Below are 25,536 nucleotides of genomic sequence, written 5' to 3'. Positions count from 1 at the left end.
CCGTTTCCTGGGCATTCAAAAGGGGATGACGTTGGAAACAGCGCCGTTGACAGACAGAGTGGGAACAAATCCAACCTGAAACGTTGCGGATATCGTTGCGGCTGATTTTCGAGGGACGCATCAGGCGCCTTGTTTTATTGGTCGGAGTGAGAGGATTCGAACCTCCGACCCCTGCCTCCCGAAGACAGTGCTCTACCAGGCTGAGCTACACTCCGACCGTGGCGGGTGATCTATACCTGCGTGTTTGGATGCGCAAGGGGGATTCTGAGCGTCCGATGGCGAAAAATCGATCGGGTTTGTCGCGGCCGGTTTTGTCGGGCCGCTCGGGTCTGTCGCTGTCAGGGCAGGGCCTCGGTCCGGTACAGGCGCACTTTGGTTCCGCCATGATCCACCACCGGGCCCGGCGGCAGCAGCGGCAGCCTGGTTGCACGGGCAAGCGATGCGCTGCTGGTCACGATCCCGACCCTCCAGCCGCTGAAACGGTTGGTCAGAACCTTGCCCAGACTGCCATAAAGCGACCTGAGGCGTTTTTCGTCCCCGATCCGGGCGCCATAGGGCGGGTTGACGATAACCAGACCGGGCGGGTTGCCGTCGGGTTTGATGTCGCTGACAGCGCGTTGCTGGAACCGGGTCAGGGCCGCGACACCCGCGCGTTGCGCGTTGTCGGTGGCGGCCTGTACCGCGCCCGCATTCCGGTCCGAGCCAGAAAATTGCAGGCCCGGATCCCGCAGCGGTACCGGGGTCCGCATCGCATTCCAGCCATCGGCATCGAACGTGGCCAGCTGTTCAAAGGCAAAGCTGCGCGACCTGCCGGGATGCAGCCCCCCGGCAATTTCGGCGGCCTCGATGGCAAAGGTCCCTGATCCGCACATCGGGTCCAGCACCGGTTCCTGACCCGAAAATCCACATTCGCGCAGGAACATCGCGGCCATCGTTTCACGCATGGGGGCCTTGGCGACAGCCGCCTTGTTCCCGCGTTTGTGCAGCAGCTCGCCCGAGCTGTCGACAGACAGGGTACACAGGTCTTTTTCGATGCGTAATAGGACCCGCAGGTCGGCCTCGGACGAAATCGGTGCGCCCAGCTCTTCGGAAATCGCGGTTTCGATGCGCTGCCGGGCGGCACCGGCATGATAGATACGGGATTTGCGGCAGGTGGCCTCGACCCGGACCGGAACATCGGCGCGCAAGACATTGGCCCAGGGAAACTTGCGGGCACGCTTGTCAAGTTGGGCCAGGTGGACCGCCGGGAAACTGCCGAGACGGACCAGAACCTTGTTGGCGCCGCGCAGTTGCAGATTCGCGCGCCACACCTCGGACCAGTTGCCACGTACAGCCACGCCGCCCGCCACCACCTGCGCACTGGCAAAGCCGCAGGCGGCGGCCTCGTCACACAGGGGGGCTTCAAGCCCCGGGGTTGCTATCAGGAAAATCTCAAGATCGGAATCTGCCATCCCAGCCTCTTACACCGGATCGTTCAGTGGCGCGACAGCCAAATTGGGTTGGCAAAATGCGACTGAAATGTGATCAATTTCAGTTAAACTGCCCCACAACGCGCATTTCGCGCGGTAACAGGTTTGCGTTTGGCGCCCCGCCCGCGTAAAGGGGCCGTGATCGGAAAAACGCCCACAGAGTGCGGCTGCCTGCAAACGCCTCTTGCGCACATGCAGACAAGTGCCTCAGGCTGGTCAAAATCAGGGTCACCTGATTGCACCCGGCAGGCGCAGGAAAGAGGCTTGGAAGAACGTAGCGACATGCAAACTTTCAAACTGAAAAAAGGGCTGGACTTGCCGATAGACGGCGCCCCCGACCAGACAATTCACCCAGGCCCGGAGTTTTCCAGCGTTGGCGTCTTAGGCGGCGACTATATTGGGCTGAAACCACGCATGCTGGTTCAGGAAGGCGACGAGGTCCGGCGCGGAACACCGCTGTTTTGCCACAAGGACGTCCCCGAGGCGATGATGGTTGCGCCGCTTACCGGCAAGATCGTGGCCATCAACCGGGGCGCGCGCCGCGTGTTGCAAAGCGTGGTGGTCGAAGTCACCGACGCCAATGATACCGGGCTCGACTTTTCTGCGGTCGGCGATTGGTCCTCGGCCGAGGGAATCGCGACCAAGCTTTGTGCCGCCGGGTTGTGGACCGCGTTTCGCACGCGCCCCTATTCCAAGATGCCGGCACCGGGCGATACGCCTGCCGCGATTTTCGTGACCGCCATGGACAGCGAGCCGCTTGCGGGCGATGCCGCGCTGATCATGGGCGACGCGCCCGAGGCTTTTGCCGCGGGGCTTGGCGCCGTGGCCGGTCTGACTGAAGGCAAGACCTATCTGTGCCACCAGGATGGCGCGTCCGTTCCGGGCGCGGATGTGGACGGTGTCCAGGCCGTGGGCTTTTCGGGGCCGCACCCCGCCGGGCTGGCCGGGACCCATGTTCATTTCCTTGAACCGCTGGCGGGGGACAAACAGGTCTGGACCATCGGGTATCATGACGTAATCGCCATCGGCCGCCTGGTTCAGACCGGGCATCTTGATCCGAATGTGGTCATCTCGCTCGCCGGACCTGCCGCGCGGCAACCGCGCTTGATCCGTACCGTCATGGGCGCTTCGACCGACGACCTGACCCGGGGCGAAATCGCCGTCGAAGGCCCGGCGCGGGTGATCTCGGGGTCGGTCCTGTCTGGGCGCCAGGCCGAAGGGCCACACGCCTTTCTGGGCCGGTTTTCCCGCCAGATCACGCTGATCCGCGAGGATCACGACCAGATACCGCTGGGCTGGATTCGCCCGATGCCGTCGAAATTCGCGGTGCAGCCGGTGCTTGGCTCGGCCTTCACCCGCAAGATGTTTGCGCTGACCAGCAACCTCAATGGGGGTCGGCGGGCGATGGTGCCGACCGGAACCTTCGAGGAACTTATGCCGCAGGATTACCTGCCGACGCAATTGCTGCGGGCGATGCTGGTGATGGATACCGACACGGCACAGGCGCTTGGTGCGCTGGAGCTGGACGAAGAGGATCTGGGCCTTGTGGGCTTTGCCTGTCCGGCGAAATACGAATACGGGCTGGCGCTGCGCGACTGCCTGACCAAAATTGAAAAGGAGGGCTGAGCCAGATGGGTTTGCGCAGCTTCTTTGACCGGATCGAGCCGAACTTTACCAAGGGCGGCAAGTACGAAAAGCTTTTCCCAATCTACGAGATGGTCGAAAGCTTTATCTACACTCCGAAAACTGTAACAACCGCAGCGCCGCATGCACGGTCCTATGTGGATATGAAGCGGATCATGACCTATGTCGTGATCGCCACGATCCCCTGCATCCTGTTTGGCATGTGGAATACGGGCTATCAGGCCAACGCGGCGCTGGCCGTGCTTGGCCCCGAGGCGGCAACCGGATGGCGCATCGTCATTTTGCAGGCCCTGGGCATTTCGCTGGACCCGACAAGCCTGTTCGGGAACACGGTGCACGGGTTGCTGTATTTCCTGCCCATCTACCTGACGACCCTGATCGTCGGCGGTATTTGGGAAGTGATCTTTGCCACCGTGCGCGGCCACGAGGTGAACGAAGGCTTCCTTGTGACCTCGATGCTTTACACGCTGATCATGCCGGCGACCGCGCCTTTGTGGCAGGTCGCCCTGGGCATCTCGTTTGGTGTCGTGATCGGCAAGGAAGTCTTTGGCGGAACCGGCAAGAACTTCCTCAACCCGGCTCTGGTCGGTCGTGCGTTCCTGTATTTCGCCTATCCGGCGAACATGTCCGGCGATGCCGTCTGGACCCCGGTTGACGGGTTCTCGGGGGCGACCGCCCTGGCGGTGTCTGCGGCTGACGGATATCAGGCGCTGGCCGCCGATGGGATCAGCTGGATGAGCGCGTTCCTTGGCACGATCCAGGGCAGCTTTGGCGAAACCTCGACGCTGGCCTGCCTGTTTGGCCTTGGTTTCCTGCTGATGACAAAGATCGCCAATTACCGCCTGATTGTCGGCTGTCTGGCGGGTACGATTGCCTTCACCTGGCTGCTGAACCTGATCGGGTCTGATACCAACCCGATGTTCGCCATGCCCTGGTACTGGCACGTCGTGCTGGGCGGCTATGCCTTCGGTCTGGCCTTTATGGTGACCGAGCCGGTTTCGGCCAGCCACACCAATCTGGGCCGGTATATCTATGGCGCGCTGATCGGTGTCATGGTCGTTTTGATCCGCGTGGTGAACCCGGCCTTCCCCGAAGGTATGATGCTGGCCATCCTGTTCGGCAACGTCTTTGCGCCGCTGATCGACTATTTCGTCGTGCAGGCCAACATCAAACGGAGGGCGCGCCGCCATGTCTGATACGCAACCTCAAGACCCAAAGGGCGCCATTGGCCGGTTCCTGGCCGCATCGCCGGATTCGGTCGGCAAGACGATCTTTATCGCCGTCGCCGTCTGCCTTGTCGCGTCGATGATCGTGTCGGCGGCCGCCGTCAGCCTGCGCCCTGTGCAAGAGGCCAACAAGCTCAAGGACAAGCAGGTCAACGTCCTGCAGGTCGCAGGCGTTTATGAGCCTGGCATCGACGTGACCAAAGCCTTTGCCGCGTTCGAGCCGCATGTGCTGGACCTGGCGACCGGAGAGTTTGTCGATGATCAGTTCGACCCGGCCACGTTCGACGACCTGGCGGCAGCCAGCGACCCGGACCTCAGCGTCGCTTTGGACAGCGACCCGGCGGGTATTGGACGCAAGGCGAAATACCGTGTCATCTACCTGTTGCGGGATGAAACCGGCGGGTTGAACAAGGTGATCCTGCCGCTGCACGGTTATGGCCTGTGGTCCACGCTTTATGGCTTTATCGCGCTGGAAAGCAACGGCAACGACATTTTCGGCCTGCAGTTCTATCAGCATGGCGAGACGCCGGGGCTGGGCGCCGAGGTCGACAATCCCCGCTGGAAAGCGCTGTGGAACGGTAAGAAACTGCGCGACGACGCGGGTGATCTGCAGATCACTGTCGCCAAGTCACAACCCGCCGCCGGGCCTGATTTCTATGTCGATGCGCTGGCGGGTGCCACGCTGACCTCGGTCGGTGTCGATAACCTGGTGAAATTCTGGATGGGCGATGCGGGCTATGGCCCCTTCCTGGCCAAACTGCAAGCAGGAGAGTTCTGATGTCCCAGACAAGGAAAGAGCTGCTGGTCGACCCGCTGGTCGACAACAACCCGATCACCCTGCAGGTGCTGGGCATCTGTTCCGCGCTGGCGGTGACCTCTTCGCTGCAGGTGGCATTTGTGATGGCGCTGGCGGTGACCTTCGTGACCGGTTTTGCGTCGATGTTCATCTCGATGCTGCGCAACCAGATCCCCGGTTCGATCCGGATCATCGTGCAGATGGTTATCATCGCCTCGCTCGTGATCCTGGTGGACCAGATCCTGAAAGCCTATGCGTTCCAGATTTCAAAGACCCTGTCGGTTTTCGTCGGGCTGATCATCACCAACTGTATCGTGATGGGCCGGGCCGAGGCCTTTGCGATGAAAAACCCGCCCGTGGCATCCTTTATCGACGGTGTCGGAAATGGTCTGGGCTATGGGTTGATCCTGATGCTGGTCGGCGTGATCCGCGAATTGTTCGGCTCGGGCAGCCTGTTCGGAATCACGATCCTGCCGACGGTGAACAATGGCGGGTGGTATGTGCCCAATGGCCTGCTGCTGCTGCCACCATCGGCCTTTTTCGTGATCGGCCTGCTGATCTGGGCATTCCGCACATGGAAACCGAACCAGGTCGAAGAACGTGAATACAAAATCCAGCAGGTAGAGGCACACTGATGGAAGGGCTTATCTCACTGGCCGTAAAGGCCATCTTTGTCGAAAACCTCGCGCTCAGCTTCTTTCTGGGGATGTGTACCTTCATCGCCGTATCCAAGAAGATTTCAACGGCGCTGGGTCTGGGTATCTCGGTCATGGTCGTTCAAGCCATCACCGTTCCCGCCAACAACCTGCTGCTCAGCTATTTGCTGAAGCCCGGCGCGTTGGCCTGGGCCGGTTTCCCGGATGTGGACCTGACATTCCTTGGCCTGATCTCGTATATCGGGGTGATTGCCGCGATGGTTCAGATCCTGGAAATGGTGCTCGATAAGTACTTCCCGCCGCTTTACAACGCGCTGGGGATTTTCCTGCCGCTGATCACTGTGAACTGCGCCATCCTGGGCGGTTCGCTGTTCATGGTCGAACGCGACTACAACTTTGCCGAGGCCGCAACCTATGGCATCTCGTCCGGGTTCGGCTGGGCGCTGGCGATCACCGCAATGGCGGGGGTCCGTGAAAAGTTGAAATATTCGGACATTCCCGACGGCCTGCAAGGTCTGGGGATCACCTTCATCACCGCGGGTCTGATGGCGATGGCCTTCATGTCCTTCTCGGGCGTGAAACTGTAAGGAGGGGTCGATGGAAACCTTTAGCTTAGGCGTCGTCCTTTTCACCCTGATCGTTTTGGCGCTGGTGGCCCTTATCATGGCCGCGCGGTCCAGGCTGGTGTCGACCGGCAACGTGAACATCACCATCAACGGCGAAAAGACCATCTCGGTCCCGGCGGGCGGCAAGCTGCTGCAGACGCTGGCGGCGGAAAAGCTGTTCGTGCCCTCGGCCTGCGGCGGTGGCGGAACCTGTGCCCAATGCCGTGTCCGCGTTCACGCGGGCGGCGGGTCCATCCTGCCCACCGAGGAAAGCCATATCACCAAGCGCGAGGCATCATGCGGTGACCGCCTGTCCTGTCAGGTCGCGGTCAAGCAGGATATGGACATCGAAGTCCCCGAAGAGGTGTTCGGCGTCAAGAAATGGGAATGCACGGTGCGTTCGAACGAGAACGTCGCCACCTTCATCAAGGCACTGACACTGGACCTGCCCGAAGGCGAGGACGTGAATTTCCGCGCCGGGGGCTATATCCAGATCGAAGCCCCCACGCACCAATTGTCCTATACCGATTTCGACGTCGAGGAGGAGTATCGCGAGGATTGGGACAAGTTCAATCTCTGGCAGTATAAATCCACCGTGGCCGAACCGATCGAGCGCGCCTATTCGATGGCCAACTATCCCGAAGAACGTGGCATGATCATGCTGAACGTCCGCGTGGCCTCGCCCCCGCCGGGGTCCGAGGGTATCCCGCCCGGTCAGATGTCATCGTATATTTTCAACCTGAAACCGGGTGACAAGGTTACGATTTCGGGTCCGTTTGGCGAGTTTTTCGCCCGCGAGACCGAAAAGGAAATGGTCTTTATCGGCGGCGGTGCCGGTATGGCGCCGATGCGCAGCCACATCTTCGATCAGCTCAAGCGGCTGAAATCCAAGCGCAAGATCAGTTTCTGGTACGGTGCACGGTCGCGCCGCGAGATGTTCTTTGTCGAAGATTTCGACATGCTGGCGGCCGAGAATGACAATTTCGAATGGCATGTCGCCCTGTCCGATCCGCAGCCCGGCGATGACTGGGACGGCTATACCGGGTTCATCCACAACGTCCTGTTCGAAGAATACCTCAAGAACCATCCGGCCCCCGAAGATTGCGAGTTCTACATGTGTGGACCGCCGATCATGAACCAGTCGGTCATCAACATGCTGTTGGATCTGGGCGTGGACCGCGAAGACATCATGCTCGACGATTTCGGCGGGTAAAACCAATGGAAAAACCGGCGCAGTTGGCGCCGGTTTTTTACATTTCGGTCACGTCGATCCCCAGCACCTCGCGGATCGCGGTCTGAACATCCACCGACCGATCCCGCATATGGGCGCGCACCTCGCGCAGTTTCATATCCACCAGGTATCGGTACCAGAACCCCTGCAACAGGTGAAAACTGCGCCCTTGGGGGCTGTCCAGAAATCCCAGCCGGAAGATGAACCGCCACAGGAAATACAGGCCCGCCCGCGCGCCTGCCGGCATGCGGGAATACAATGCCTCTTTGATCCAGCGTTTGCGGCTGGCCTGCCCGCCTTGTGCCCGTGCAATCGTTTCATGCGGCATAAACCGGTATTCCAGGTTCAAAAGATCAACCGCTTCGCGGCTGGCATAGCCATTGTGTTTGTCGATCCACCAGCCAAGAGGTTTAAGGTTGTCATCAAGGACATGACCCTGAAACGAAACGGTTGCCCCGGTCACGACCACATGTTCGTCCATCCACCGCTGCTCGCACCGCCCCTGACCGGCCCTGAACAGGCGCAGAACATGCACCGGGAACAGCCCGCCCCGGCGCACGGGGCCACGCAAAAAGGTCATATAGCGCGGGACATAGACGCCATCTACCGTATCCGCCAAGGCCGGAAGGCTGTCGCGGATTTCATCACGCAGGCGGGGGCTGACGATTTCGTCGGCATCCAGCCGCAGAACCCAGCCCGCCTGCGCCCCGACCTGATCCAGCGCCCAGTTGAACTGCGTGGCATAGTTGCGCCACGGGTGAACCAGCACCTCGGCCCCAAGGGCACGGGACAGCGCACAGGTATCATCCTGCGACCCGCTATCGACCACGACGATCCTGTCAGCAACAGGCTGAACCGACTTTATGGCCCGTTCGATATGCAGGGCTTCGTCGCGAACAAGAATAACAACCGTCAGCATTTGCCGATGGTCCGGGCCGGGTTGCCTGCCACGATCACGCCGCGTGGAACCGGCTTTGTGACCACCGCGCGGGCGCCGACAATCGCGCCGGGACCAATCAAAACGCCGGGCCCGACAAAGGCCTCGGCCGCGATCCAGCAATCGGCGCCAATTTCAATCGGCGGCGTCAACAAAGGCCGGTCGGCGCGGCGGTGATCGTGGGTGCCCGCACACAGATGCGCGCCTTGCGAAACGGTCGCACGCGGGCCGATGTCAATTTGGCCCAGGGCATAAAGTATCGCACAGTCCCCGACCGCGGTTTGCGCCCCCAGCGACAGGTTCCAGGGCATCGTGATCCGTGCCGAGGGATGGATATGAGCGTCGGGCCCGACCTTGGCCCCGAAGCATCTCAGCAGCCAGCGGCGCCACCCCCAGAATGGGCGCGGACTGTATCGGAACAGGGGCTGGCAACAGGCCCACAGCACCCGTGCCGCCATTATGCGGCGCGAATAGGTGCGGGTTGCCCGGTTGGCGCTGACGTCTATCACAACAAGGTCTTGTAAAACGACAGCATGCGGGCGGCCCGGTCGGACCAGTTGTGATTGTCGCGCACATAGGCGCGGGCGGCAGATCGCTGCCCGTCAGTACCGCTGCGCGCCAGCGCTTCGGCCAGCGCCCCTGCGTCGCGGGCAACACAGGTTGCGGCACCCGCAGCCACCGCTTGGTCGCTGATGCACCCAGAGGTCGCGACCAGCACACCGCCTGCGGCCATCACCTCAAGCGCGGCGTTCGAGTTGTTTTCGAACTCGGACGTCAGCAAAACCGCTTCAGCGGCGCGCATCCAGTCGAACTTGCCATCGCCATAGACAGGGCCGTGAACCTTCAGCCCGTCCGCCACGCCCAGGTCATCCGCCAGGGCGCGCAGCCGGTTCAGGTCGCCGCCGTCAGGGCCGACCAGATGCAGGATGGCCGGTACACCGCGGTCGCGCAGGTATCGCAAGGCGCGCAGTTGCAGGTCGATCCCCTTGATGGCGGCAATGCGTCCCAGAAACAACAGGTTGACCGCATCGGGCGTGTCCGCGAACACCCGCGCGCGCAGGGCCGCGTGCGATGGGTCCGGACGCGGCAGGGCAACCCCGTTATCCACGATGACGCGGGGCCGGTGGCCGACGCCAAGGCTGGCTTGGGCTTCAGCCTCGGTCTGAAAATGCCACCCCGACAGGCGCGCCAGCTGCCGACGCCCGCCAAGACGGGCAAATATCGCCTTGGCCCGGGCAGAAGACTGCGCGATTGCCGCATGTTGCAGGCAGCCGCGCGGCGACAGAACCACAGGTTTCCCGGCGCGCTGCGCAAGGGCGATCATGGTGGCGGCAAACCCGTTCCAATAAGAATGCACATGCACAATGTCAGCATCACCAATGGCCTTGCGCATCACCGGCAGGGCGCTTGGGGCTGGGCACCAGAACCGCTGACTGGCATAGCGTGCGGCCCATCGGCGCGACACGGCGAACTTGGGCTCGGCCGCGTCCTGGCCGCAGATCAGTCCGACCCGCCCCGGCGCGATCTTGGTCTGTGCGCCCAGCAATCCGGCAACGCTCTGGCTTGGGCCGCCATGGCACAGGGCAATTGATGGTATGGCATGCAGGATGCGGGGGGCCGCCGTTTCAACGCACGCGTCCCCCGGACTGCTGTGGTCTTTCACCGTTTCAACTCCTCAATCCAGTCTCTGGGCATTCCGTCGGTGGGCAAAAGCGCTTGCAGGCGGTCCAGTTGCGCCTCGACAAGGCGGCGGCTGTCCGGCGTGAACCAGTCGAACTGGCGGGCCAGATGGGGTGTCACCGTCGTGGGTGCGCCTGCGCCCTTGGGGCGGGCCGAGACCAGCCGCATCATCCGTTCACGGTCACAGCTGCCATCCGTGCGCCGGATGTGGGTGGCCAGCTGATCCGACATCCGTTGCACATCGCGGGTATAGACAAGCGGCGGACCAAACTGGCGGCAGGCCCGGGCCACGTGATCGGACCATGGGCAGGGTGCCTCGTGCGGGCTGGCCAGCTCGGCCCTGAGAAACGCTGCGAACTGGTCCCTGGACGAACCTGTCGGGTCCGAAATGCCAAACCGTTTCACGAACAGCGATGGGTACAGGTCAAACGGCGACCGGACCATATAGAAAACCCGACCCAATCGGCCCAGACGCAGATCATGCCCGTGCATCACATGGGGCCGGAACTGCGGCACCACATAGTGACGCGGCACGGGAAGGTCGTAATAGCCGGCCAGCACGGCACTGATCCAGGACGTGCCCGAACGGGGAAAGCCGCACACCGCCACGGTTGTGTTGCGGCCCAGGCTGCCCGCGTAGATCCGGGTTGCGTGGCTGGCCATACCGCGCGCCAGCCATTGCAGCCGCCCCTTGCGCGCATCCTTGACGGGCTCCAACGCGGCTACCACGCGCGAAACCTCTCTTGGCGCCGTAGCACGGCTTGCAACAGGGCGCGCAGGATGACCAGCAGGACAGGCAGGCTCAGCATGCGATGGACGGCCTGAACGCCATAGAACATCGTATAAAAGCTGGACGCCGCCACCAGCAGGACCAGCGTTGTCATGAACGTGTCGCCGGGGCGGGCGGACCAACGGTCGGCAAAGGCCGCCAATGCGCCAAAATACACGCCGATCAAAGCGACCGAGGGAAAGCCATGCGCGAAATACAGCTCGGCCGGAACAAAGAAACCGCCCCCGTGCACCACGAATTCAGACAGCAATAACGGGCCGTTATACGTTTGCAGACCCAGCCCGTGAAGAACCCCGGACGGGATCACCTGAAGCCACAACGTGGCAAGCAGATCGATCGCCCCGCCGTCAACGGTCTGGTACCCGGACAGCCGGATCGCGATGGCATGAAACATGTGGGCCACGGATTGCGGCAGCAGGTCAATCTCGGCCAGAAACGATCCTTCGGCCGATGGCGCCTGAACGCCCCACGAGCGCCAATAGGAAATCTGTTCAAGCGCGACAAGGGCAAGCGCGGCCACACACAGCGCCCGGATGGCCACACGCCAGCCGCCGCGCAGTGTTGTGGCCAGGTGAAAGGCAAACGCCCCAAGTAGCAGGAACAGCAGCGACCCCCTGTCCCCTGCCAGCACGTAATGCAGCGCGACCACCCACAGAACCGCGCGGGTCAACCCGATATGCTGCCCGGAACTGCGGGCCCGGTTCACCGCATACAGCAGCAGCAAGTTGGCGACCGCACCGGCACCGCCCAGATGAACAAGCTGCCAGGCCCCCTTGTTCAGCGGATAGGGCGCAAACAGCCACCAGCCATCGGCCGAAATCAGGACAAGCACCGCGCCGGCAATCAAGGGGCCGATCGCGCCGATCTCTGCCCGCTGGTTGGGGGGGTGGTCAGTGCCCCAGGCCCGCCCCAAGCCCCCTCCCAGCAGGAAGCTCAGGGTGAAAACGGCAAGGATCGCCCCGTTCGCCGTGATGAAATCCCGCGGCATACGGTCAAATACGCGCACCTGAGCAATTTGCCCGGTCACGTCAATCGCCAGAATATAGGCCGCATAGATTGCGACCGTCGCCAGCATGGCCGCCGAAACCATCCTGCGGCGCAGCCCATTGCGCAGGATTGCCACGACCAGAAGCGCAATCAGGGGCAGCTGGTAGATTGCGCCGGTGATCATGTCCGGCATCTGCCCTGGTTGGCGATGCGGAAAAAGGTCCAGGCCAGGAACAGGCCGGAATGGGCAATCTGCGCCGCAATGACCCCGGCAACGCCAAATTGCCAGGCCCCAAAATAGACCAGCACAATCCCCAATGACGCGGTTGCAACGCGCGGTCGGACCAACGCTGCGGTGTTCATCGCGCCCAGGACATTCAGGGTGACCAGCTCAACCGCAGCGCTCAGCCCGGCGGCCAGCACAAGCCAGGGCAGGAACACCGAAGCCGCCGCATATTCCGGCGCGACCAGAATCCGAAAAATCGATGCATGGAACAGGAACGCAACGGTCCATCCAAGCCCCGTCAGCACAAGGACAAGGGCCATTGCCTGCCCCACGGCCTTGCCCGCCGCGCGGTCCCCGGACTGAAGCCCGTCGAACAGGCGCGGCGCCAAATAGCGCAGCACCGCGGACATGCCGATCCGAACCGGGCCAAGGGTCATTTGTGCGGCAACCGCATACAGCCCGACCACATAGGCGCCCTCAAATGCCTGCAGCGCCCAGCGATCCGCCACCAATACGCCCCAGACAAATGGCGACCAAAGGAAGATCGGGCCGGAAAAGCGGCCAAAAATCGCGTCAATCTCATCGCCTTTCGGGACCGTGACCGATGCGGGTTGTACAGGGCCAAGCCAAAAGGCCATCGAGGCCAGCACCAGTGCCGTTGCAACCCCATAGGCCACAAACAAGAGCGCAACGGACACGACCGCCAGATGCGCGACCAGACAGACCAGCCCGATTTTCAGCGCCGCATCCGCAACCTGGTGCAGGGTCACGACACGCCGCGCGCGCGCGCCATTGCCAAGCGCCATCAGCGCGCTGAGGCGCCCGTTCAGCACCGAATAGGGCAGAACCGCCAACAGCAAGCCGGCCCATTCCGGCCGTCCCGAGGCACCCAACCCCGCAGCCAGCGCGCAGACCGCCGCGCCCCAAACCCCGCAGGCATGGGCATACCGCTTGCGCAGACAGTGGCGATAGGCCGCCAGTTCACCACGGGAAGAGGCCAGGGAATACAGGCGCGTTATGGCCTGGTTCACGCCCCCGAACACCGCAACCTGCCCAAAGCTGAACACGGTCATAGCAAGGGCCAGCTGCGCATAGTCATCCGGTGTCAGCATCCCCGTCTGCACACGCACCAGAACAAGCGCGCCGACCAGCAGGCCAAGCTGCCCGGATGCAACCCAGAGCGCCTCGGATCGCGGGGTCAGACTTGCGCTCCGGCCCCGGACAGCACGATGTTACAGCCTAAGATCGCTGACACTCCGGGGAAGGCAGGATTTGACGTCAAACAGGACACTGTTCGCCTTGCCATAGGCGCGAATGTCCGCAGGATCGAGGTCCAGATAATGCTGATGCGCCACGGCCAGGACGACCCCGTCATAGGCGGCCTGTTCCGGCTCGGCCAGCAAGGTGATCCCGTATTCATCCTGTGCCGCCTGCATATCCGCGTGCGGGTCGTGCACATCGACCGCAATCCCATAGGATTTCAGCTCGTCCACGATATCGACCACGCGGGTGTTGCGCAGATCGGGGCAGTTTTCCTTGAAGGTCAGCCCCAACACCAGCACGCGCGAGGCCCCGACGTCGATCCCGCCCCGTGTCATCTGCTTGACCAGCTGCGACACGACATAGCCCCCCATCCCGTCATTCAGCCTGCGTCCGGCAAGAATGATCTGCGGATGGTGCCCGACCTCTTCGGCCTTGTGGGTCAGGTAATAGGGGTCCACACCGATACAGTGGCCGCCGACCAGGCCGGGACGGAACGGTAGAAAATTCCACTTGGTTCCCGCCGCGCGCAGCACCGCCTCGGTATCGATCCCGAGGCGTCCGAAGATCATCGCCAGTTCGTTGACCAGAGCGATGTTCAGGTCGCGCTGCGTGTTTTCGATGACCTTTGCAGCCTCGGCCACGCGGATGCTTTCAGCCTTGTGCGTCCCCGCCGAGATAATCCGCGCATAAAGCGCATCCACCAGGTCCGCCACCTGCGGCGTCGAGCCGGACGTCACCTTGCAGATGTCGGAAATCCGGTGCGACTTGTCCCCCGGATTGATCCGTTCCGGGCTGTATCCGGCAAAGAAATCCCGGTTGAAGCGCAACCCTGAAACCTGTTCCAGGACAGGCACGCAATCATCCTCGGTCGCGCCGGGATAGACGGTGGATTCATAAATCACCAGATCACCGGGCCTGAGGACGCCGCCAACGGTTCTGGACGCGGCCAGCAGCGGTGCAAGATCGGGTTGCTTGCCTTTGGTGATCGGCGTCGGAACCGTCACGATATAGGTGTCGCACCCTGCAAGATCGGACGCATCGGCGGTAAAGCTCAAGCCGTTTGCCGCCTCAAGCTCGGCGGGCTCGACCTCGTGCGTGGCGTCAATGCCCTGCTGCAGGGCCGCTATCCGGGACGGGTTGATGTCGAACCCCACGACCGGGCCAATCCGGCCAAAGGCCACGGCCAGGGGCAGGCCGACATAGCCAAGGCCAATGACGGCGATGCGGCGCGTATTGGGGTTCGGGTCCAGCATTCAGATCTCTTGCCTATTTTCCGTGATAATCTCGGAACCATTCGACAAAGCGTGCGATCCCGTCCTTGAAATCGGTCTGCGGGCGATAGCCCGTCAGGCTTTGCAACAGGTCGGTATTGGCCCATGTGGCGGGAACGTCGCCCATCTGCATGGGCATGTAATTGCGGATCGCCTTTTGACCCACCGCGTCTTCGATGGCTTCGACGAAATCCAGCAGGCGGACCTTGTCGCCATTGCCGATATTGACCACGCGATAGGGGGCCACCGGGGATAGGCTGTCACCCTCGGGAATTTCATCGGCGCTGTCAGGGCGAACCGGGGGAACATCGATCAACAATCTGATCCCACGCACCAGATCGTCCACGTTGGTGAAATCGCGGTACATGTCGCCGTGATTGTAAATGTCGATCGGACGCCCATCCAGAATCGCGTCAACGAACTTGTAAAGAGCCAGGTCCGGGCGGCCCCAGGTGCCGTACACCGTAAAGAACCGGAACATCGTGGTCGGAAGGTTCCAAAGGTGGGCATAGGAATGGCCCATCGCCTCGTTCGCCTTCTTGGTGGCCGCATAAATCGTCAGCTGCGTGTCTGCCTTTTCCATCTCGGTAAAGGGCATGTCCTCATTCGCGCCATAGACCGAGGATGTCGAGGCCATCAAAAGGTGCTCGACCTTGTGCTGGCGGGCCACTTCCATGACGTTGAACGTGCCTACGACGTTTGAATCTATATAGCTGCGCGGATGTTCAAGGCTATAGCGGACGCCGGCTTGCGCGGCCAGGTGGACAATCACGTCCGGTTTGAACTCATCCGCGACCTGCATCAGGCGCTCGTGGTTTTCCAGCAGGTCCTCGGTCGCCGAAAAGCCCGGCGTCTGCAGCAACATCTGATGGCGCCTCTGTTTCAGGGAGACATCGTAATAGTCCGTCATCCCGTCATATCCATGCACCTGGAACCCCTCTGACAATAGCAGTTTTGCCAGATGGAACCCGATGAACCCTGCTGTGCCCGTAACCAATACCCGTTTCATGAAACCCTCAAATACAATCAATACCCGGTGCTATCAGGGATACGTTTCCCCAGATACCGTCAAGGGGATATTCCTGACCTGCGAGTGTCATATCAATCCCCGCGGGGCCGGGGTCAACAAAAAGCCGCGCCCAAATCGCCCAGGGGCCCGGTTTCAATGCGGCCTCATCTGGAAAACGGCCGAAAACTGCCCCAGTTTTCGCAGGTTCTTAGCGGCCAGCGTGGCCACGCCGCCGACACCATTGCGGCGCAATGCACGGTAATCCTCTTTGGATTTGGTCAACAGGCCAGCGACCGAACCGGTGCTGGCCCCGCCCACACGCATTTTCACCAGGACCCGCGGCAGGTAGGCCAGCCGAACCTGGCCCGTCCAGATCCAGCGCAGCATGGCATCGTAATCGCCCGCAATGCGATAGTCGGGGTCATAGGCGCCAAACCGTTCAAGAACATCACGCCGCAGAAACAGGGTCGGATGCGGGGGTACCCACCCCCGGCGCAACCGGTCGCGGTGAAACGCCCCCGCCCGCCAATGGCGCAGGACCTGCCCCGTCGCGGTTACCATATCCAGATCGCCATACACCCCGTCATAGCCGGACCCTGACAGCGCCTGCGCCACATCAGACAGAACAGCCCGATCCGCAAGAACATCATCGGAATGCATCAGGCCGATCACATCGCCGGTGCTGCGCGCCATCCCCTTGTTGATTGCGTCATACAATCCGCGATCCGCGCAGGACTGCCAGTGCAGCGGAATTTGCCCGCGCCAATCCCTGAGACAGTCAACCGTCCCGTCGTCCGACCCGCCATCCTGAATAATATGCTCAATATTTCCATAGTCTTGCGCCGAAACCGACTGCAATGCGTCAGCAATCGTTTTAACGCGATTCAAAACCGGTGTGATCACGGAAATTTTCACGATTCAAGTCAGCGTCAGTCGCGGGCCGATGGAATGTCAAACAGCAGACCATACGAGGTTCTGCGGTCGTTCACGAAACGGATGCCTTGTCTTTCCAGGACGCGGCGCAGCTTGTGCAGGTTGTCCTTGCGCGACCGGGGCACGCCTTCGATGGCCTCGTACCGCGTGATGGTCGCAGCGCCCACCCCCGACCTTTCGGCCAGGTCGCGTACCGACCAATTCAAAGCACCCCGGGCCGCGCGAATTTGCTTGCCTGTCATGGGAGGTCCATCCGAATCGGATTTTGTTTTTGTCATCGTCAATTTGGCAAATACACTGGCTCAACGGCTACCGCACCGGAAGTGCCTGAGGGGGCGGACTTCTGGGGGTATGTGATTTGCCCGGATCATTGCAGCCAAAAGATCAGAATTCAATCGTTAAAGTTGTATTCGACGCAAACAAATCGCTTTAAACTTATATTCCACAGTCAAGATTTCCTTCGAGATGTCGGTGCCCCTTCAATCGGTTAGGGTATTGTTAACCAATTTCGACAACCTTCGGGTAAAACTGGAGGCGTCAGTATGAACCCTGCGAAACTCACATCAGAAAAAGACGCAACCGATCCGCGCCACGGCGCCGCCTCGGCACGCTGGGAAAACTGGTTTGCCGTCCAACTGCGCCCCAATATGCGCCTGATCGCCGAACGCAATCTGCTGCGGCAGGGGTATACGTGCTTTTCACCCACCCGGCTTGAAACCATACGGCGGGCCAACCGGTACAAGACCGACGCGCGCCCGCTGTTTCCGGGCTATCTGTTTGTCCGGTTTGATCCGCGCCGCCCCGGATGGCAGGCAATAAATGCGACACGCGGCATAAGCCGGATCGTGACCGGGCCGGGGCAGGCACCACGGCCGCTGCCCCCCGCGTTCATCGCCGGGCTGCAATGCATGTGTGATGACGACGGGCGGTTTGTTCAGGAATTGCCGCTAAATGTGGGCGATACCGTGCGGGTGATGGCCGGGCCCTTCGCAGGCATGGTGTCGCGCATTGACCGGCTTGAACCGCAGGATCGGGTCAATCTGCTGATCCGTGTGATGGGGCGCGACGTGCGCACCTCAGTTTCATGTGAGGATGTCGACAAGACACCGCACCCCATCCCGGCGTAGCCTCCGTTACATCGTCACGGCGGCAATCGCTTCGGCGTCGCGCTCGCCGCGCCACACCCCAAGCTGGGCAATATGACCCATCATTCCAGGCCCCAGCACCAAAGGCCCTGTACTGATATCCGGGATACCCTGGGTCGCGACCGGGCCAAGGATTTGGTTGGCGGCCACTCCGGTCACCAGAGCCGCGCCATGGCTGGTCGCCACGGCAAAGGGGCTGAGCAGGCCCGGGCCGAACGTTCCGGGCGATGAGGCCAGAACAACGGACGCGCCCGCGGCTGAGTGCGTCAGATCCAACTGCCCGGCACTGGCCCCATCCGCCACGATATCCATCTCGATCCGATCGCCATTTCCATCGCCCCATCGGGAAATTTGCACCGGGGCGGCACCCGGCAGAACATGCGCATCGCCGCGCAACAAAAGGGAAACGCCGCCATCCCCAACCGGATCAACCAGTTGCCCCGGCAGCACCGTCAGGCTGTCCGCGCCTCGCGTCGCAACCGTGCCTTGGGTCGCGATATAGGACGACGGGGCCGCGCCGCGCTCCAGTTGTGCGCCCCAGATATAGGTGAACCCAGGCTGCGCCGAGGCGGTATTTGCATTCTCCTCGGAATTGTAGACCTCGAAATCCGATGTGGCGGTTCGGGTCGCCGTGACGGTGACCGAACACCTGAACCAGCCGGAACCGACATCTTGGATTCGCGCCGTATGGACGGAATTCACCACACCCAGCGTGCCATTCTGCAAATCGAAATAGCTGTCCTTGGCAAACCCATTGGTCCGTTCCCGCAGGAACAGAAAGGCCCGGTCACCCGCCTTGCCATAGACCGAAAAGCTGAGAGTTTCGCCTGTGGCATAGGTGGCGGACTGACGTATCGCACCGTCAAACGACGCGGTGGTGCTGGTCAGCTGGCATGCGGTCATAGCGCCATCGGGCGCAAGCCCGGCATTGGCGGCGACACTGGCGCGGCTTGTGGTCCAGACAGGATTCTGAAAATCCGCCGACCATTTCAGGGCATTGCTGCGCGCCTCGCTTTCCAGCAGCAGACCGCGCGCAGCCCATTGGCCATTTTCCAGGACATGATCCATCCGCGGCACGTCCGGCCCGGCCTGAACCAATGTGCCTGACGCATCCGTAAATGCCCCGGACGAGCCGCGCGAAAAGGCAAAGACCTGCCCAAATGCGGAATGTTGCGGGCCCAGACCCTTGTACAAGCCAGCCCTGAAATCGGCGAATAAATCAGGGACACTGCCGTTTGCCGCATAAGCGGCCCACGGATCGTTTCCGGGTGCGGTGCGCCTGCTGCAAGCGAATCGACCGTTCCTGAACCTACCGGCGAGCCTCATCATCAGCCCACCAACAGCGTGGCCTGAGCGTCGTCGCCCACCAGCCACATCCGCTCGCCGGTCTTCAGCTGCATGGCCACTGAACGGCCCGGTTGCACCGTGTGTCCCGATGCGGGATCAAGCATGGGAATGCCATCGTCCTGGGTAATTTCGAACCGGACGGATGCGCCGCTGACATTGCTGAGAAGGATATCCTGATCCGCATCGGCCGTATGACGGTTTACGGCGGTCCAGCCGGATTGGGGTTTGAAAGTCGTGGAAGGCACCGAGATTCTCCTGTTTCTTGACGGCGCCACATTAGCCTCGGGCCGCCGGTCGTTGCCCGAACGCCGGTTTGACGGATCGTTCACGAACCACCGGCAGGGGCCAGGGCGAACTTGGCGATTGCCGCCAAAAGCCCGCCAAGGTAGTGATCGGATAGGATGATTACGGATTGGATCAAAAGGCTTGTTTCACGCGGCACCGCCGGGGATCACGGCGCGGACCTGGCAGACATCGCCCCGGCCCGACCTTTCTATGTTGTCGGTGACATTCACGGACGGCTGGACCTGCTGGAAACGCTGCTCGACCAGTTAAAGCCGGACCATCCGGTTGTCTTTGTCGGTGATTACATCGACCGCGGCGGCCAGGCCGCGCAGGTTTTGAACCTTTTGCAAGATCTGTCCAACGGATCGCCGCAATCGTTCATATGCCTTTTGGGAAACCACGAGGAAATGATGCTGCGGTTCATAGACGACCCAAAGCGTATGGGCGGCTTGTGGCTGCACAATGGCGGCCTGCAGACGCTGGCGTCATTTGGATTGTCGGACGTGACCGAGCCGGTATCCGGCGCCGACGCCATAGCACTTGCCAGCCGATTGCGCGAGACCGTTGGTGAACCGCTGCTGAGCTGGCTCAGGAACCGGCCGCTGACATGGACCAGTGGCAATGTGACTGCGGTTCATGCCGCATTTGATCCGGCGCTGCCCCTAAAGGACCAGACCCGCGAGGTTTGCCTGTGGGGTCACCCCCGGTTCTTTCTTGACGCGCGGACCGACGGGCAATGGGTGATCCACGGCCATACCATCGTCGCAACGCCCCGGATCTACCGGCAGGTGATCTCGGTCGATACCGGCGCTTTTGCCACCGACCGGCTGACCGCAGCCGAAATCCGGCCCGGAGAAATTAACTTTCACACCACTGGCGAAACCTCGGGCAATCCAACGTCTGAGTAAATTTCAGTCACAGCCGTTTCCCAATTCTGGCAAACAAGTGCTTTCATGACGGGAAACACCCTAACACCTTGTTAAGGTTAACGATAAATTTACCATTCCCTCCCGACACTCGCTCCCAAGCACGCGGGGGACCAGCCATGTTTCGGTCAACCCGGCACTGACCAGGAGGACCAAGGTGAACACGGAATACACGGCACTGCCCCCCGCCAAGCCAATATTCTCGGCATCAGTCAGACAGGCGCGGCCCCTTCCGTGGTTTTTCGCCGTCAAACGCGGAACCGACATCGTCGTCTCCCTGCTTCTGTTGCCGGTTTTGCTGTGCGTTGCGGCGGCTCTCTTTGTGCTGAACCCGATCTTCAACCCGGGGCCTGTCTTTTATTCGCAGATACGGATGGGGCGCAAATGCAGACCCTTTGTTGTCCACAAGTTCCGTTCGATGATTCCGGCGCCAAAAACCGCCCGCAGGGCCTTTGACCCCGTCGAAAGCCACCGCATTCCTGTCCTCGGCCATTGCCTGCGGCGGTCACGTCTGGATGAGTTGCCACAGATCCTGAACGTGCTCAGCGGCGAGATGAGCCTGATCGGGCCGCGCCCGGATTACATCCATCACGCGCGCTATTATATGCGCCACGTTCCGGGATACCGGGCCCGTTGCCGTGTCCGGCCCGGCATCAGCGGTTTGGCCCAGACCCAGAACGGTTACGCCCAGGGCGCGGACGCCGTGGCCGCCAAGGTCCGGACGGATATTCGCTATATCAACAATCAGTGCCTGGCGCAGGAAGTTCGGATTTTCCTGCACACGATCCGCACCGTTTTTGGCCTGAAGGGGGCGTAGGATGCGCACATTGTCATTCATTGCTCAGCAATGCGGGCGGCCATGCTGAACAGGATGAGCATGCCGCAAGAGCCCGCACCGGGCCGGGCCGAAGAGGCGACCGACATTGTCGCCGCTTTGGCGGTGCTGTGGGCGGGGAAATGGGTCTTGGCCTCACTTTCTGTGTTGGGGTTGATGCTTGGGCTGGCGACCGCGCATTTCCTTCTGACCCCCCGCTTCCAATCCCAGGCTGTATTGGTCCTGGATCAGTCGCCGGACCTGGGCGGCGCACCGCATCCGGTTCCGGGGCTGGGGCGCGACATTTCCGCCATCAACACTCAGATCGAGGTTCTGAGTTCGCATCAGATGATGCGAAATCTGGTGCAGCACCTGGCCCTGGCCAAAGACCCCGAATTCAATCCGGCAGTGCGTTCCGGCCCCCTGCGTTTGAGGCCCGACCCCGCGCCAGTCGCGGCGACGGACGAGATCACCAACGCAGTTGCAACCAATGTCGAGCGGGCCTTCGCGATCAGCAATATCCGCAATTCCTATGCGCTGAGTATCACCGCCACCAGCAATGACCCTGACAAATCCGCCGGTCTGGCCAATGCTTTGGCGTCGCTTTACGTCCAGGGACAGGTTGACACGAAACACGCCGACGTCGATTCCGCCGTTGACTGGCTGTCGGCACGGGTGGTTACTTTGGAACAGGACCTTACGGACCAGGAAGCCATTCTCCACGACCTGCGCACACAGGTAGAAACCGCCAATGCTGACCAGCCCTCTGTGCGTTTGAGCGAGGCGCGCAACCGGTTGGACACCCTGCGCCACCGGCAGGGCCAGTTGCTCGAGGAAAAGGCACATCTTGGCGCGTTACACGCCGCCGGACCGTCCGGGTTGGCCGACCTGGACCTGGAGGACGGGTCGCTGAACCTGTTGGCCCGGGAAGCGCAGGCCGGGGATGTCGGTTCGGCGGCTGCCTTTCTCGATCGCGTAGACCGACTGGCAGAGAGGACAGACCGCGACCTGTCACTGACGGGTGAGCAGGCCCAGGCGCTGGAACAGGCGATTGCGCGACTTGAGGGCGAAATTGCCGAGACAACGGCCATCGTGACCCGGCAGCGACAGGTCGAACGCGACGCCCGCGCGACCGCGCTGCTGCATGAAACTTTTCTGACCCGGCTCAAGGAAACCACGTTGCGGCGCGGGTTGCAGACTGCGGACAGCCGGATCATATCGCCTGCGACACCGGGCACCAAGATTGCACCGGCGACACTGCGGCTTGGCATCGTTGGGATGCTGTGCGGCGCGGCCCTGGCTGCGGGTTTTCTGTTTCTGACCAATTACCAAAAATCCGGCATCCCCGATGCGCACCAATTGGAATCGGCGACGCAGGTGGCCGTCCTGGGGCATATGCCACGCGCGCCGATCCGCGACCGCAAGCATCTGGTAGGATATCTTGAGGGCCATCCGACATCCCCCCTGGCCGAGGCCGCGCGGAACCTGCGAACCTCGCTGTTGCTGTCGGGGCAGGGGCTTCCGCCCAAGGTCATCCTGTGCACCTCGTCTGTCCCCGATGAAGGCAAGACCACGACTGCCATTTCCCTGGCGCACAACCTCGCGGGGCTTGGCCGCGCGGTCCTGTTGATCGAGGCCGATATCCGTCGCCTTTCCTTTCGCGACTATTTTCCCGAAAACCCGGATGGAGGACTGGTGTCGGCGATGGAACAAAGCGCCGCGTTGGACAGGCTGATCCGGCCGGACAGCCGGTTGGGCGTCGATATTCTTATGGGTGAACGCAGCGACCGCAGCGCAGCAGACCTGTTTTCTTCGCCCGCATTCGGCCGGATGCTACAGGGCCTGCGCAAGGAATATGACCATATCCTGATCGACAGCCCCCCGGTGCTGGCGGTCCCCGATGCACGTGTGGTGGGGCAATTGGCGGATGCGATCCTGTTGTCGGTGGCGGTCGAGCGAACGGCGCAATCTTGCGTGCAGGATGCGCTGCGCGAGCTTGCCAGCGTCAACCTGAAAGTGTCCGGGCTGGTGATGTCCGACCTGAAACCGGCCCGCGGCGCGGTCCAGCGCGCCGGTCAGGCCTATGGCGTTCATGCGCGTTATTACGGGGTGTAACCCGGGTCAGCCCACGATCATCTGTTTCATGCGCAGGGCTTCGTATTCCAGTTCCTTTAGGCGGTACTGAACCACGTCCCCTATCGTGATGACGCCGCGCAGGTTACCGTCACTCAGCACCGGCATGTGGCGAAACCGCCCTTCGGTCATAGTTTTCAACACATCCATCAGCAGGTCTTCGGGCGCGCAGGTCTTTACCTCGCGCGTCATCAGATCACCAACCGATTGCGGCAGGGTCTGGCCCGGAGTGTCCGCCATGCGGCGCACGATGTCCCGCTCCGACAGGATGCCCTCAAGCGTGCCGTTCTGATCCGTCACGACAACCGCACCGATGCGCTTGGCCTTTAGGATATCCACGACCGCGTGAATGGTTTCATTGGGTCGCACGGAAAACACCGCGTCCCCTTTGCCTTCCAGCAGCTTTGCGACTGTCGTTTTGGTGTGCGACAGGTTCGACTCGGCCGTTTGACTAAAGGTGCCGGTCTCGGGCTTGTCGCCACGCGTCGGGGGCTGGTAAGAGCTTGGGGCCATGGGCGGTCTCCTCCTTCGGCGGTTATGACTATGCCTTCCACCTTAGCGCTCAGACACAACCTGTATAGGGTGCAAATTCACAATCTGGCGCAACTCTGCCCTGCAACAAGGAAATCCAACCCTTGGAGAACCTGCATCTGACCCCGCCCATCGCCGCGATAATCTTCTTTGTCGTCGTCGTGTGCGGTCACAATTTCCGCCAGGCCTGGAAACAGCAACCCGATGGCTGGCAGAAACGCGCCTGGCTGTTTGGTGTCCCGGCGGCGCTGGGGCTGCTGGCGCTTGGCTTCCTGCCGCTGAAGCTGTGAACGCGGTTTGACTCTGTCCAAGGCCGCTGGCATACGCCGGTCACGGTTTTCCCCAGGAGGTCGCCCCATGCGCGTATTGCCGGCTTTGGCCCTGTCGCTTGTTGTTTCCGGCTGTCTGTTCGACGCTGAACCAGAGGTGGTTTCCCTGGGCGGCGAAACCATGGGCACCACGTATAACATCACCGCCATTGGCACCGATCTGGACGCATCCGCCCTGGCTGCCGCCGTCGAAGAGACATTGGCCGCCGTCAACGCAAAGATGTCCAACTGGGACCCGAATTCCGAGGTTTCGGTTTTTTCCGCCTCCGACAGCACCGACCCCGCGGCGGTGTCCGGGGAATTCGCACATGTGATCGCGGCGGCCAACGAGGTCCACGACAAAAGCAACGGCACGTTCGACGTTACGCTGGGCCCATTGATCGAACTGTGGGGCTTTGGGCCGCGCAAGCCCGAGGACCCGGTGCCCTCGGATGCCGAGATTGCCCAGGCGCTGCAACAGGTCGGCCAGGCCCGCCTGCTGAGCCTGGATACCGAAGCCGGGACCCTGACCAAGTCGGACCCGGCGGTGGGGATCAACCTGTCGGCGATCGCCAAGGGATATGGAATAGACCAGGTCGCCCGGACCCTGCGCGATGCCGGGATCGAAAACTACATGGTCGAGATTGGCGGCGACCTTGTTGCCATGGGCGAAAATGACAAGGGCGAGACATGGCGCATTGGCGTTGAAAAGCCCGAAACCGGCAGCCAGGCGCTGCAACTGATCGTGCCGCTGGACAACCTCGGCATGGCCACGTCGGGCGATTACAAGAACTTCTTTGAACAGGATGGCGTGCGGTATTCACACATCATCGACCCGGTAACGGGCCGTCCGATCACCCACCGCACGACATCGGTGACGGTTTTGGCCGAAACGGCGATGATGGCGGATGCCTGGGCAACGGCCATGCTGGCGCTGGGGCAGGAAAAAGGGCTGGACCTGGCCGAACAGCATAAAATCGCCGTGTTCTTCATCGCACGGGATGTGACAGGCGGCGAAGAAGCCTATATCACGGTTCAAAGCAGCGCATTCAAGGATGCGCTGGGGACCAACTGACAGGCAGGACCCGGCAATGAGCACATTCATCTTGGCCTTCGTATTGTTGCTGATCATCATGGTCGGCATGTCCCTGGGCGTCATGCTCATGGGCAAGACGATCAAGGGCAGCTGTGGCGGCCTGAACGCGATCTCGGGGGCGGATAAATGCGTCGTCTGCCAAAAGGACATCGACCCCGACAGCCCGCTGCGCGACCAGCTTCAGTGCAAGCGCGCCCGCAAGATGCTGCAAGACATGGAAGGTTAGGG

The 25,536-nt window shown here is 61.7% G+C and carries 27 protein-coding genes and 1 tRNA gene; 13 read left to right on the top strand and 15 right to left on the bottom strand.

Features of this window, described 5'->3' with window-relative positions; genetic code table 11:
* Window positions 1–138 precede the first annotated feature (138 nt).
* Together ACXAG8_RS08665 and ACXAG8_RS08660 are read right to left on the bottom strand one after the other, a co-directional pair.
* Window positions 139–215: transfer RNA gene (locus ACXAG8_RS08665), tRNA-Pro, on the bottom strand.
* Window positions 216–338: 123 nt separating this feature from the next.
* The gene (locus tag ACXAG8_RS08660) at window positions 339–1,451 is read right to left on the bottom strand and encodes a THUMP domain-containing class I SAM-dependent RNA methyltransferase (protein WP_475223459.1); all 1,113 of its coding nucleotides are present in this window, start codon (window positions 1,449–1,451) and stop codon (window positions 339–341) included.
* A gap of 300 nt (window positions 1,452–1,751) precedes the next feature.
* Between ACXAG8_RS08660 and ACXAG8_RS08655 the strand changes: the two genes are divergently transcribed.
* The 6 genes from ACXAG8_RS08655 to nqrF are packed head-to-tail and all read left to right on the top strand — an operon-like array spanning window position 1,752 to window position 7,609.
* Window positions 1,752–3,095 (top strand): Na(+)-translocating NADH-quinone reductase subunit A, encoded by a 1,344-nt coding sequence (locus ACXAG8_RS08655; protein ID WP_475223457.1) that lies wholly within the window; start codon window positions 1,752–1,754, stop codon window positions 3,093–3,095.
* 5 nt (window positions 3,096–3,100) lie between these two features.
* Window positions 3,101–4,309, top strand: coding sequence for an NADH:ubiquinone reductase (Na(+)-transporting) subunit B (locus tag ACXAG8_RS08650; protein ID WP_475223456.1), 1,209 nt, complete (start codon window positions 3,101–3,103; stop codon window positions 4,307–4,309).
* Window positions 4,302–5,117 (top strand): Na(+)-translocating NADH-quinone reductase subunit C, encoded by an 816-nt coding sequence (locus ACXAG8_RS08645; RefSeq protein WP_475223455.1) that lies wholly within the window; start codon window positions 4,302–4,304, stop codon window positions 5,115–5,117. Before ACXAG8_RS08650 ends, ACXAG8_RS08645 begins: the two co-directional genes overlap by 8 nt.
* A complete protein-coding gene (locus ACXAG8_RS08640) occupies window positions 5,117–5,770 on the top strand; it encodes an NADH:ubiquinone reductase (Na(+)-transporting) subunit D (protein ID WP_475223454.1) in 654 nt (217 codons plus the stop codon). Before ACXAG8_RS08645 ends, ACXAG8_RS08640 begins: the two co-directional genes overlap by 1 nt.
* Window positions 5,770–6,378, top strand: a complete 609-nt coding sequence (gene nqrE / locus ACXAG8_RS08635; protein WP_475223452.1) for an NADH:ubiquinone reductase (Na(+)-transporting) subunit E — start codon at window positions 5,770–5,772, stop codon at window positions 6,376–6,378. Before ACXAG8_RS08640 ends, nqrE begins: the two co-directional genes overlap by 1 nt.
* Before the next feature lie 10 nt (window positions 6,379–6,388).
* Window positions 6,389–7,609 (top strand): NADH:ubiquinone reductase (Na(+)-transporting) subunit F, encoded by a 1,221-nt coding sequence (nqrF, locus tag ACXAG8_RS08630; RefSeq protein ID WP_475223450.1) that lies wholly within the window; start codon window positions 6,389–6,391, stop codon window positions 7,607–7,609.
* A gap of 37 nt (window positions 7,610–7,646) precedes the next feature.
* Here nqrF and ACXAG8_RS08625 read toward each other — a convergent pair whose 3' ends face one another.
* The 10 genes from ACXAG8_RS08625 to ACXAG8_RS08580 all read right to left on the bottom strand — a co-directional run bounded on the left by ACXAG8_RS08625 (window position 7,647) and on the right by ACXAG8_RS08580 (window position 16,965).
* Entirely contained in the window at window positions 7,647–8,546 is a 900-nt protein-coding gene (locus ACXAG8_RS08625) for a glycosyltransferase family 2 protein (protein WP_475223449.1), read from the bottom strand.
* Window positions 8,540–9,073: an LbetaH domain-containing protein gene (locus ACXAG8_RS08620; protein WP_475223447.1), complete on the bottom strand. Its 534-nt coding sequence runs from the start codon at window positions 9,071–9,073 to the stop codon at window positions 8,540–8,542. The genes ACXAG8_RS08625 and ACXAG8_RS08620 overlap by 7 nt, the downstream gene beginning before the upstream one ends.
* The gene (locus ACXAG8_RS08615; RefSeq protein WP_475223446.1) at window positions 9,070–10,227 is read right to left on the bottom strand and encodes a glycosyltransferase; all 1,158 of its coding nucleotides are present in this window, start codon (window positions 10,225–10,227) and stop codon (window positions 9,070–9,072) included. Before ACXAG8_RS08615 ends, ACXAG8_RS08620 begins: the two co-directional genes overlap by 4 nt.
* Window positions 10,224–10,973 (bottom strand): hypothetical protein, encoded by a 750-nt coding sequence (locus ACXAG8_RS08610; protein ID WP_475223445.1) that lies wholly within the window; start codon window positions 10,971–10,973, stop codon window positions 10,224–10,226. The genes ACXAG8_RS08615 and ACXAG8_RS08610 overlap by 4 nt, the downstream gene beginning before the upstream one ends.
* On the bottom strand, window positions 10,967–12,214 hold the full coding sequence (locus tag ACXAG8_RS08605; protein ID WP_475223444.1) for a hypothetical protein: 1,248 nt from the start codon (window positions 12,212–12,214) through the stop codon (window positions 10,967–10,969). The genes ACXAG8_RS08610 and ACXAG8_RS08605 overlap by 7 nt, the downstream gene beginning before the upstream one ends.
* A complete protein-coding gene (locus ACXAG8_RS08600) occupies window positions 12,202–13,377 on the bottom strand; it encodes a lipopolysaccharide biosynthesis protein (protein WP_475223443.1) in 1,176 nt (391 codons plus the stop codon). Before ACXAG8_RS08600 ends, ACXAG8_RS08605 begins: the two co-directional genes overlap by 13 nt.
* A 102-nt stretch (window positions 13,378–13,479) precedes the next feature.
* Window positions 13,480–14,763, bottom strand: a complete 1,284-nt coding sequence (gene tviB, locus ACXAG8_RS08595) for a Vi polysaccharide biosynthesis UDP-N-acetylglucosamine C-6 dehydrogenase TviB (protein WP_475223442.1) — start codon at window positions 14,761–14,763, stop codon at window positions 13,480–13,482.
* A gap of 13 nt (window positions 14,764–14,776) precedes the next feature.
* Window positions 14,777–15,790, bottom strand: a complete 1,014-nt coding sequence (locus ACXAG8_RS08590; protein ID WP_475223441.1) for an NAD-dependent epimerase/dehydratase family protein — start codon at window positions 15,788–15,790, stop codon at window positions 14,777–14,779.
* 153 nt (window positions 15,791–15,943) lie between these two features.
* The gene (locus ACXAG8_RS08585) at window positions 15,944–16,693 is read right to left on the bottom strand and encodes a glycosyltransferase family 2 protein (protein WP_475223527.1); all 750 of its coding nucleotides are present in this window, start codon (window positions 16,691–16,693) and stop codon (window positions 15,944–15,946) included.
* A gap of 26 nt (window positions 16,694–16,719) precedes the next feature.
* Window positions 16,720–16,965 (bottom strand): helix-turn-helix domain-containing protein, encoded by a 246-nt coding sequence (locus ACXAG8_RS08580; RefSeq protein ID WP_475223439.1) that lies wholly within the window; start codon window positions 16,963–16,965, stop codon window positions 16,720–16,722.
* Between the two features lie 300 nt (window positions 16,966–17,265).
* Between ACXAG8_RS08580 and nusG the strand changes: the two genes are divergently transcribed.
* The gene (gene nusG / locus ACXAG8_RS08575; protein WP_475223437.1) at window positions 17,266–17,850 is read left to right on the top strand and encodes a transcription termination/antitermination protein NusG; all 585 of its coding nucleotides are present in this window, start codon (window positions 17,266–17,268) and stop codon (window positions 17,848–17,850) included.
* Window positions 17,851–17,856: 6 nt separating this feature from the next.
* Here nusG and ACXAG8_RS08570 read toward each other — a convergent pair whose 3' ends face one another.
* Together ACXAG8_RS08570 and ACXAG8_RS08565 are read right to left on the bottom strand one after the other, a co-directional pair.
* Window positions 17,857–19,062, bottom strand: a complete 1,206-nt coding sequence (locus ACXAG8_RS08570; RefSeq protein ID WP_475223435.1) for a phage head spike fiber domain-containing protein — start codon at window positions 19,060–19,062, stop codon at window positions 17,857–17,859.
* Window positions 19,063–19,196: 134 nt separating this feature from the next.
* Window positions 19,197–19,460 carry a hypothetical protein gene (locus tag ACXAG8_RS08565; RefSeq protein ID WP_475223434.1) on the bottom strand — a complete coding sequence of 88 codons (264 nt, stop codon included), beginning with the start codon at window positions 19,458–19,460 and terminating at the stop codon, window positions 19,197–19,199.
* Window positions 19,461–19,616: 156 nt separating this feature from the next.
* Here ACXAG8_RS08565 and ACXAG8_RS08560 point away from each other — a divergent pair, with 156 nt between their 5' ends.
* From ACXAG8_RS08560 to ACXAG8_RS08550, 3 genes are all read left to right on the top strand, one after another.
* The gene (locus ACXAG8_RS08560; RefSeq protein WP_475223433.1) at window positions 19,617–20,408 is read left to right on the top strand and encodes a metallophosphoesterase family protein; all 792 of its coding nucleotides are present in this window, start codon (window positions 19,617–19,619) and stop codon (window positions 20,406–20,408) included.
* A gap of 175 nt (window positions 20,409–20,583) precedes the next feature.
* Entirely contained in the window at window positions 20,584–21,243 is a 660-nt protein-coding gene (locus ACXAG8_RS08555; protein ID WP_475223432.1) for a sugar transferase, read from the top strand.
* Between the two features lie 54 nt (window positions 21,244–21,297).
* Window positions 21,298–23,355: a GumC family protein gene (locus ACXAG8_RS08550; protein WP_475223429.1), complete on the top strand. Its 2,058-nt coding sequence runs from the start codon at window positions 21,298–21,300 to the stop codon at window positions 23,353–23,355.
* A 6-nt stretch (window positions 23,356–23,361) separates the two neighbouring features.
* On the opposite strand, the gene ACXAG8_RS08545 is transcribed toward ACXAG8_RS08550, so the two are convergent.
* Window positions 23,362–23,886, bottom strand: coding sequence for a CBS domain-containing protein (locus tag ACXAG8_RS08545; RefSeq protein WP_475223428.1), 525 nt, complete (start codon window positions 23,884–23,886; stop codon window positions 23,362–23,364).
* A 122-nt stretch (window positions 23,887–24,008) separates the two neighbouring features.
* Between ACXAG8_RS08545 and ACXAG8_RS08540 the strand changes: the two genes are divergently transcribed.
* The 3 genes from ACXAG8_RS08540 (at window position 24,009) to nqrM (ending at window position 25,534) form a co-directional block, all read left to right on the top strand.
* Window positions 24,009–24,194 (top strand): hypothetical protein, encoded by a 186-nt coding sequence (locus ACXAG8_RS08540; protein WP_475223427.1) that lies wholly within the window; start codon window positions 24,009–24,011, stop codon window positions 24,192–24,194.
* 67 nt (window positions 24,195–24,261) lie between these two features.
* On the top strand, window positions 24,262–25,287 hold the full coding sequence (locus ACXAG8_RS08535; protein WP_475223426.1) for an FAD:protein FMN transferase: 1,026 nt from the start codon (window positions 24,262–24,264) through the stop codon (window positions 25,285–25,287).
* A 16-nt stretch (window positions 25,288–25,303) separates the two neighbouring features.
* Window positions 25,304–25,534, top strand: coding sequence for a (Na+)-NQR maturation NqrM (nqrM, locus tag ACXAG8_RS08530; protein WP_475223425.1), 231 nt, complete (start codon window positions 25,304–25,306; stop codon window positions 25,532–25,534).
* Window positions 25,535–25,536: the final 2 nt, after the last annotated feature.

The sequence above is a fragment of the Ruegeria sp. ABD4_443 genome, assembly GCF_056160865.1.
The sequence above is the reverse complement of the archived record's forward strand: the minus strand, read 5'-3'. Positions and strand labels throughout refer to the sequence as shown.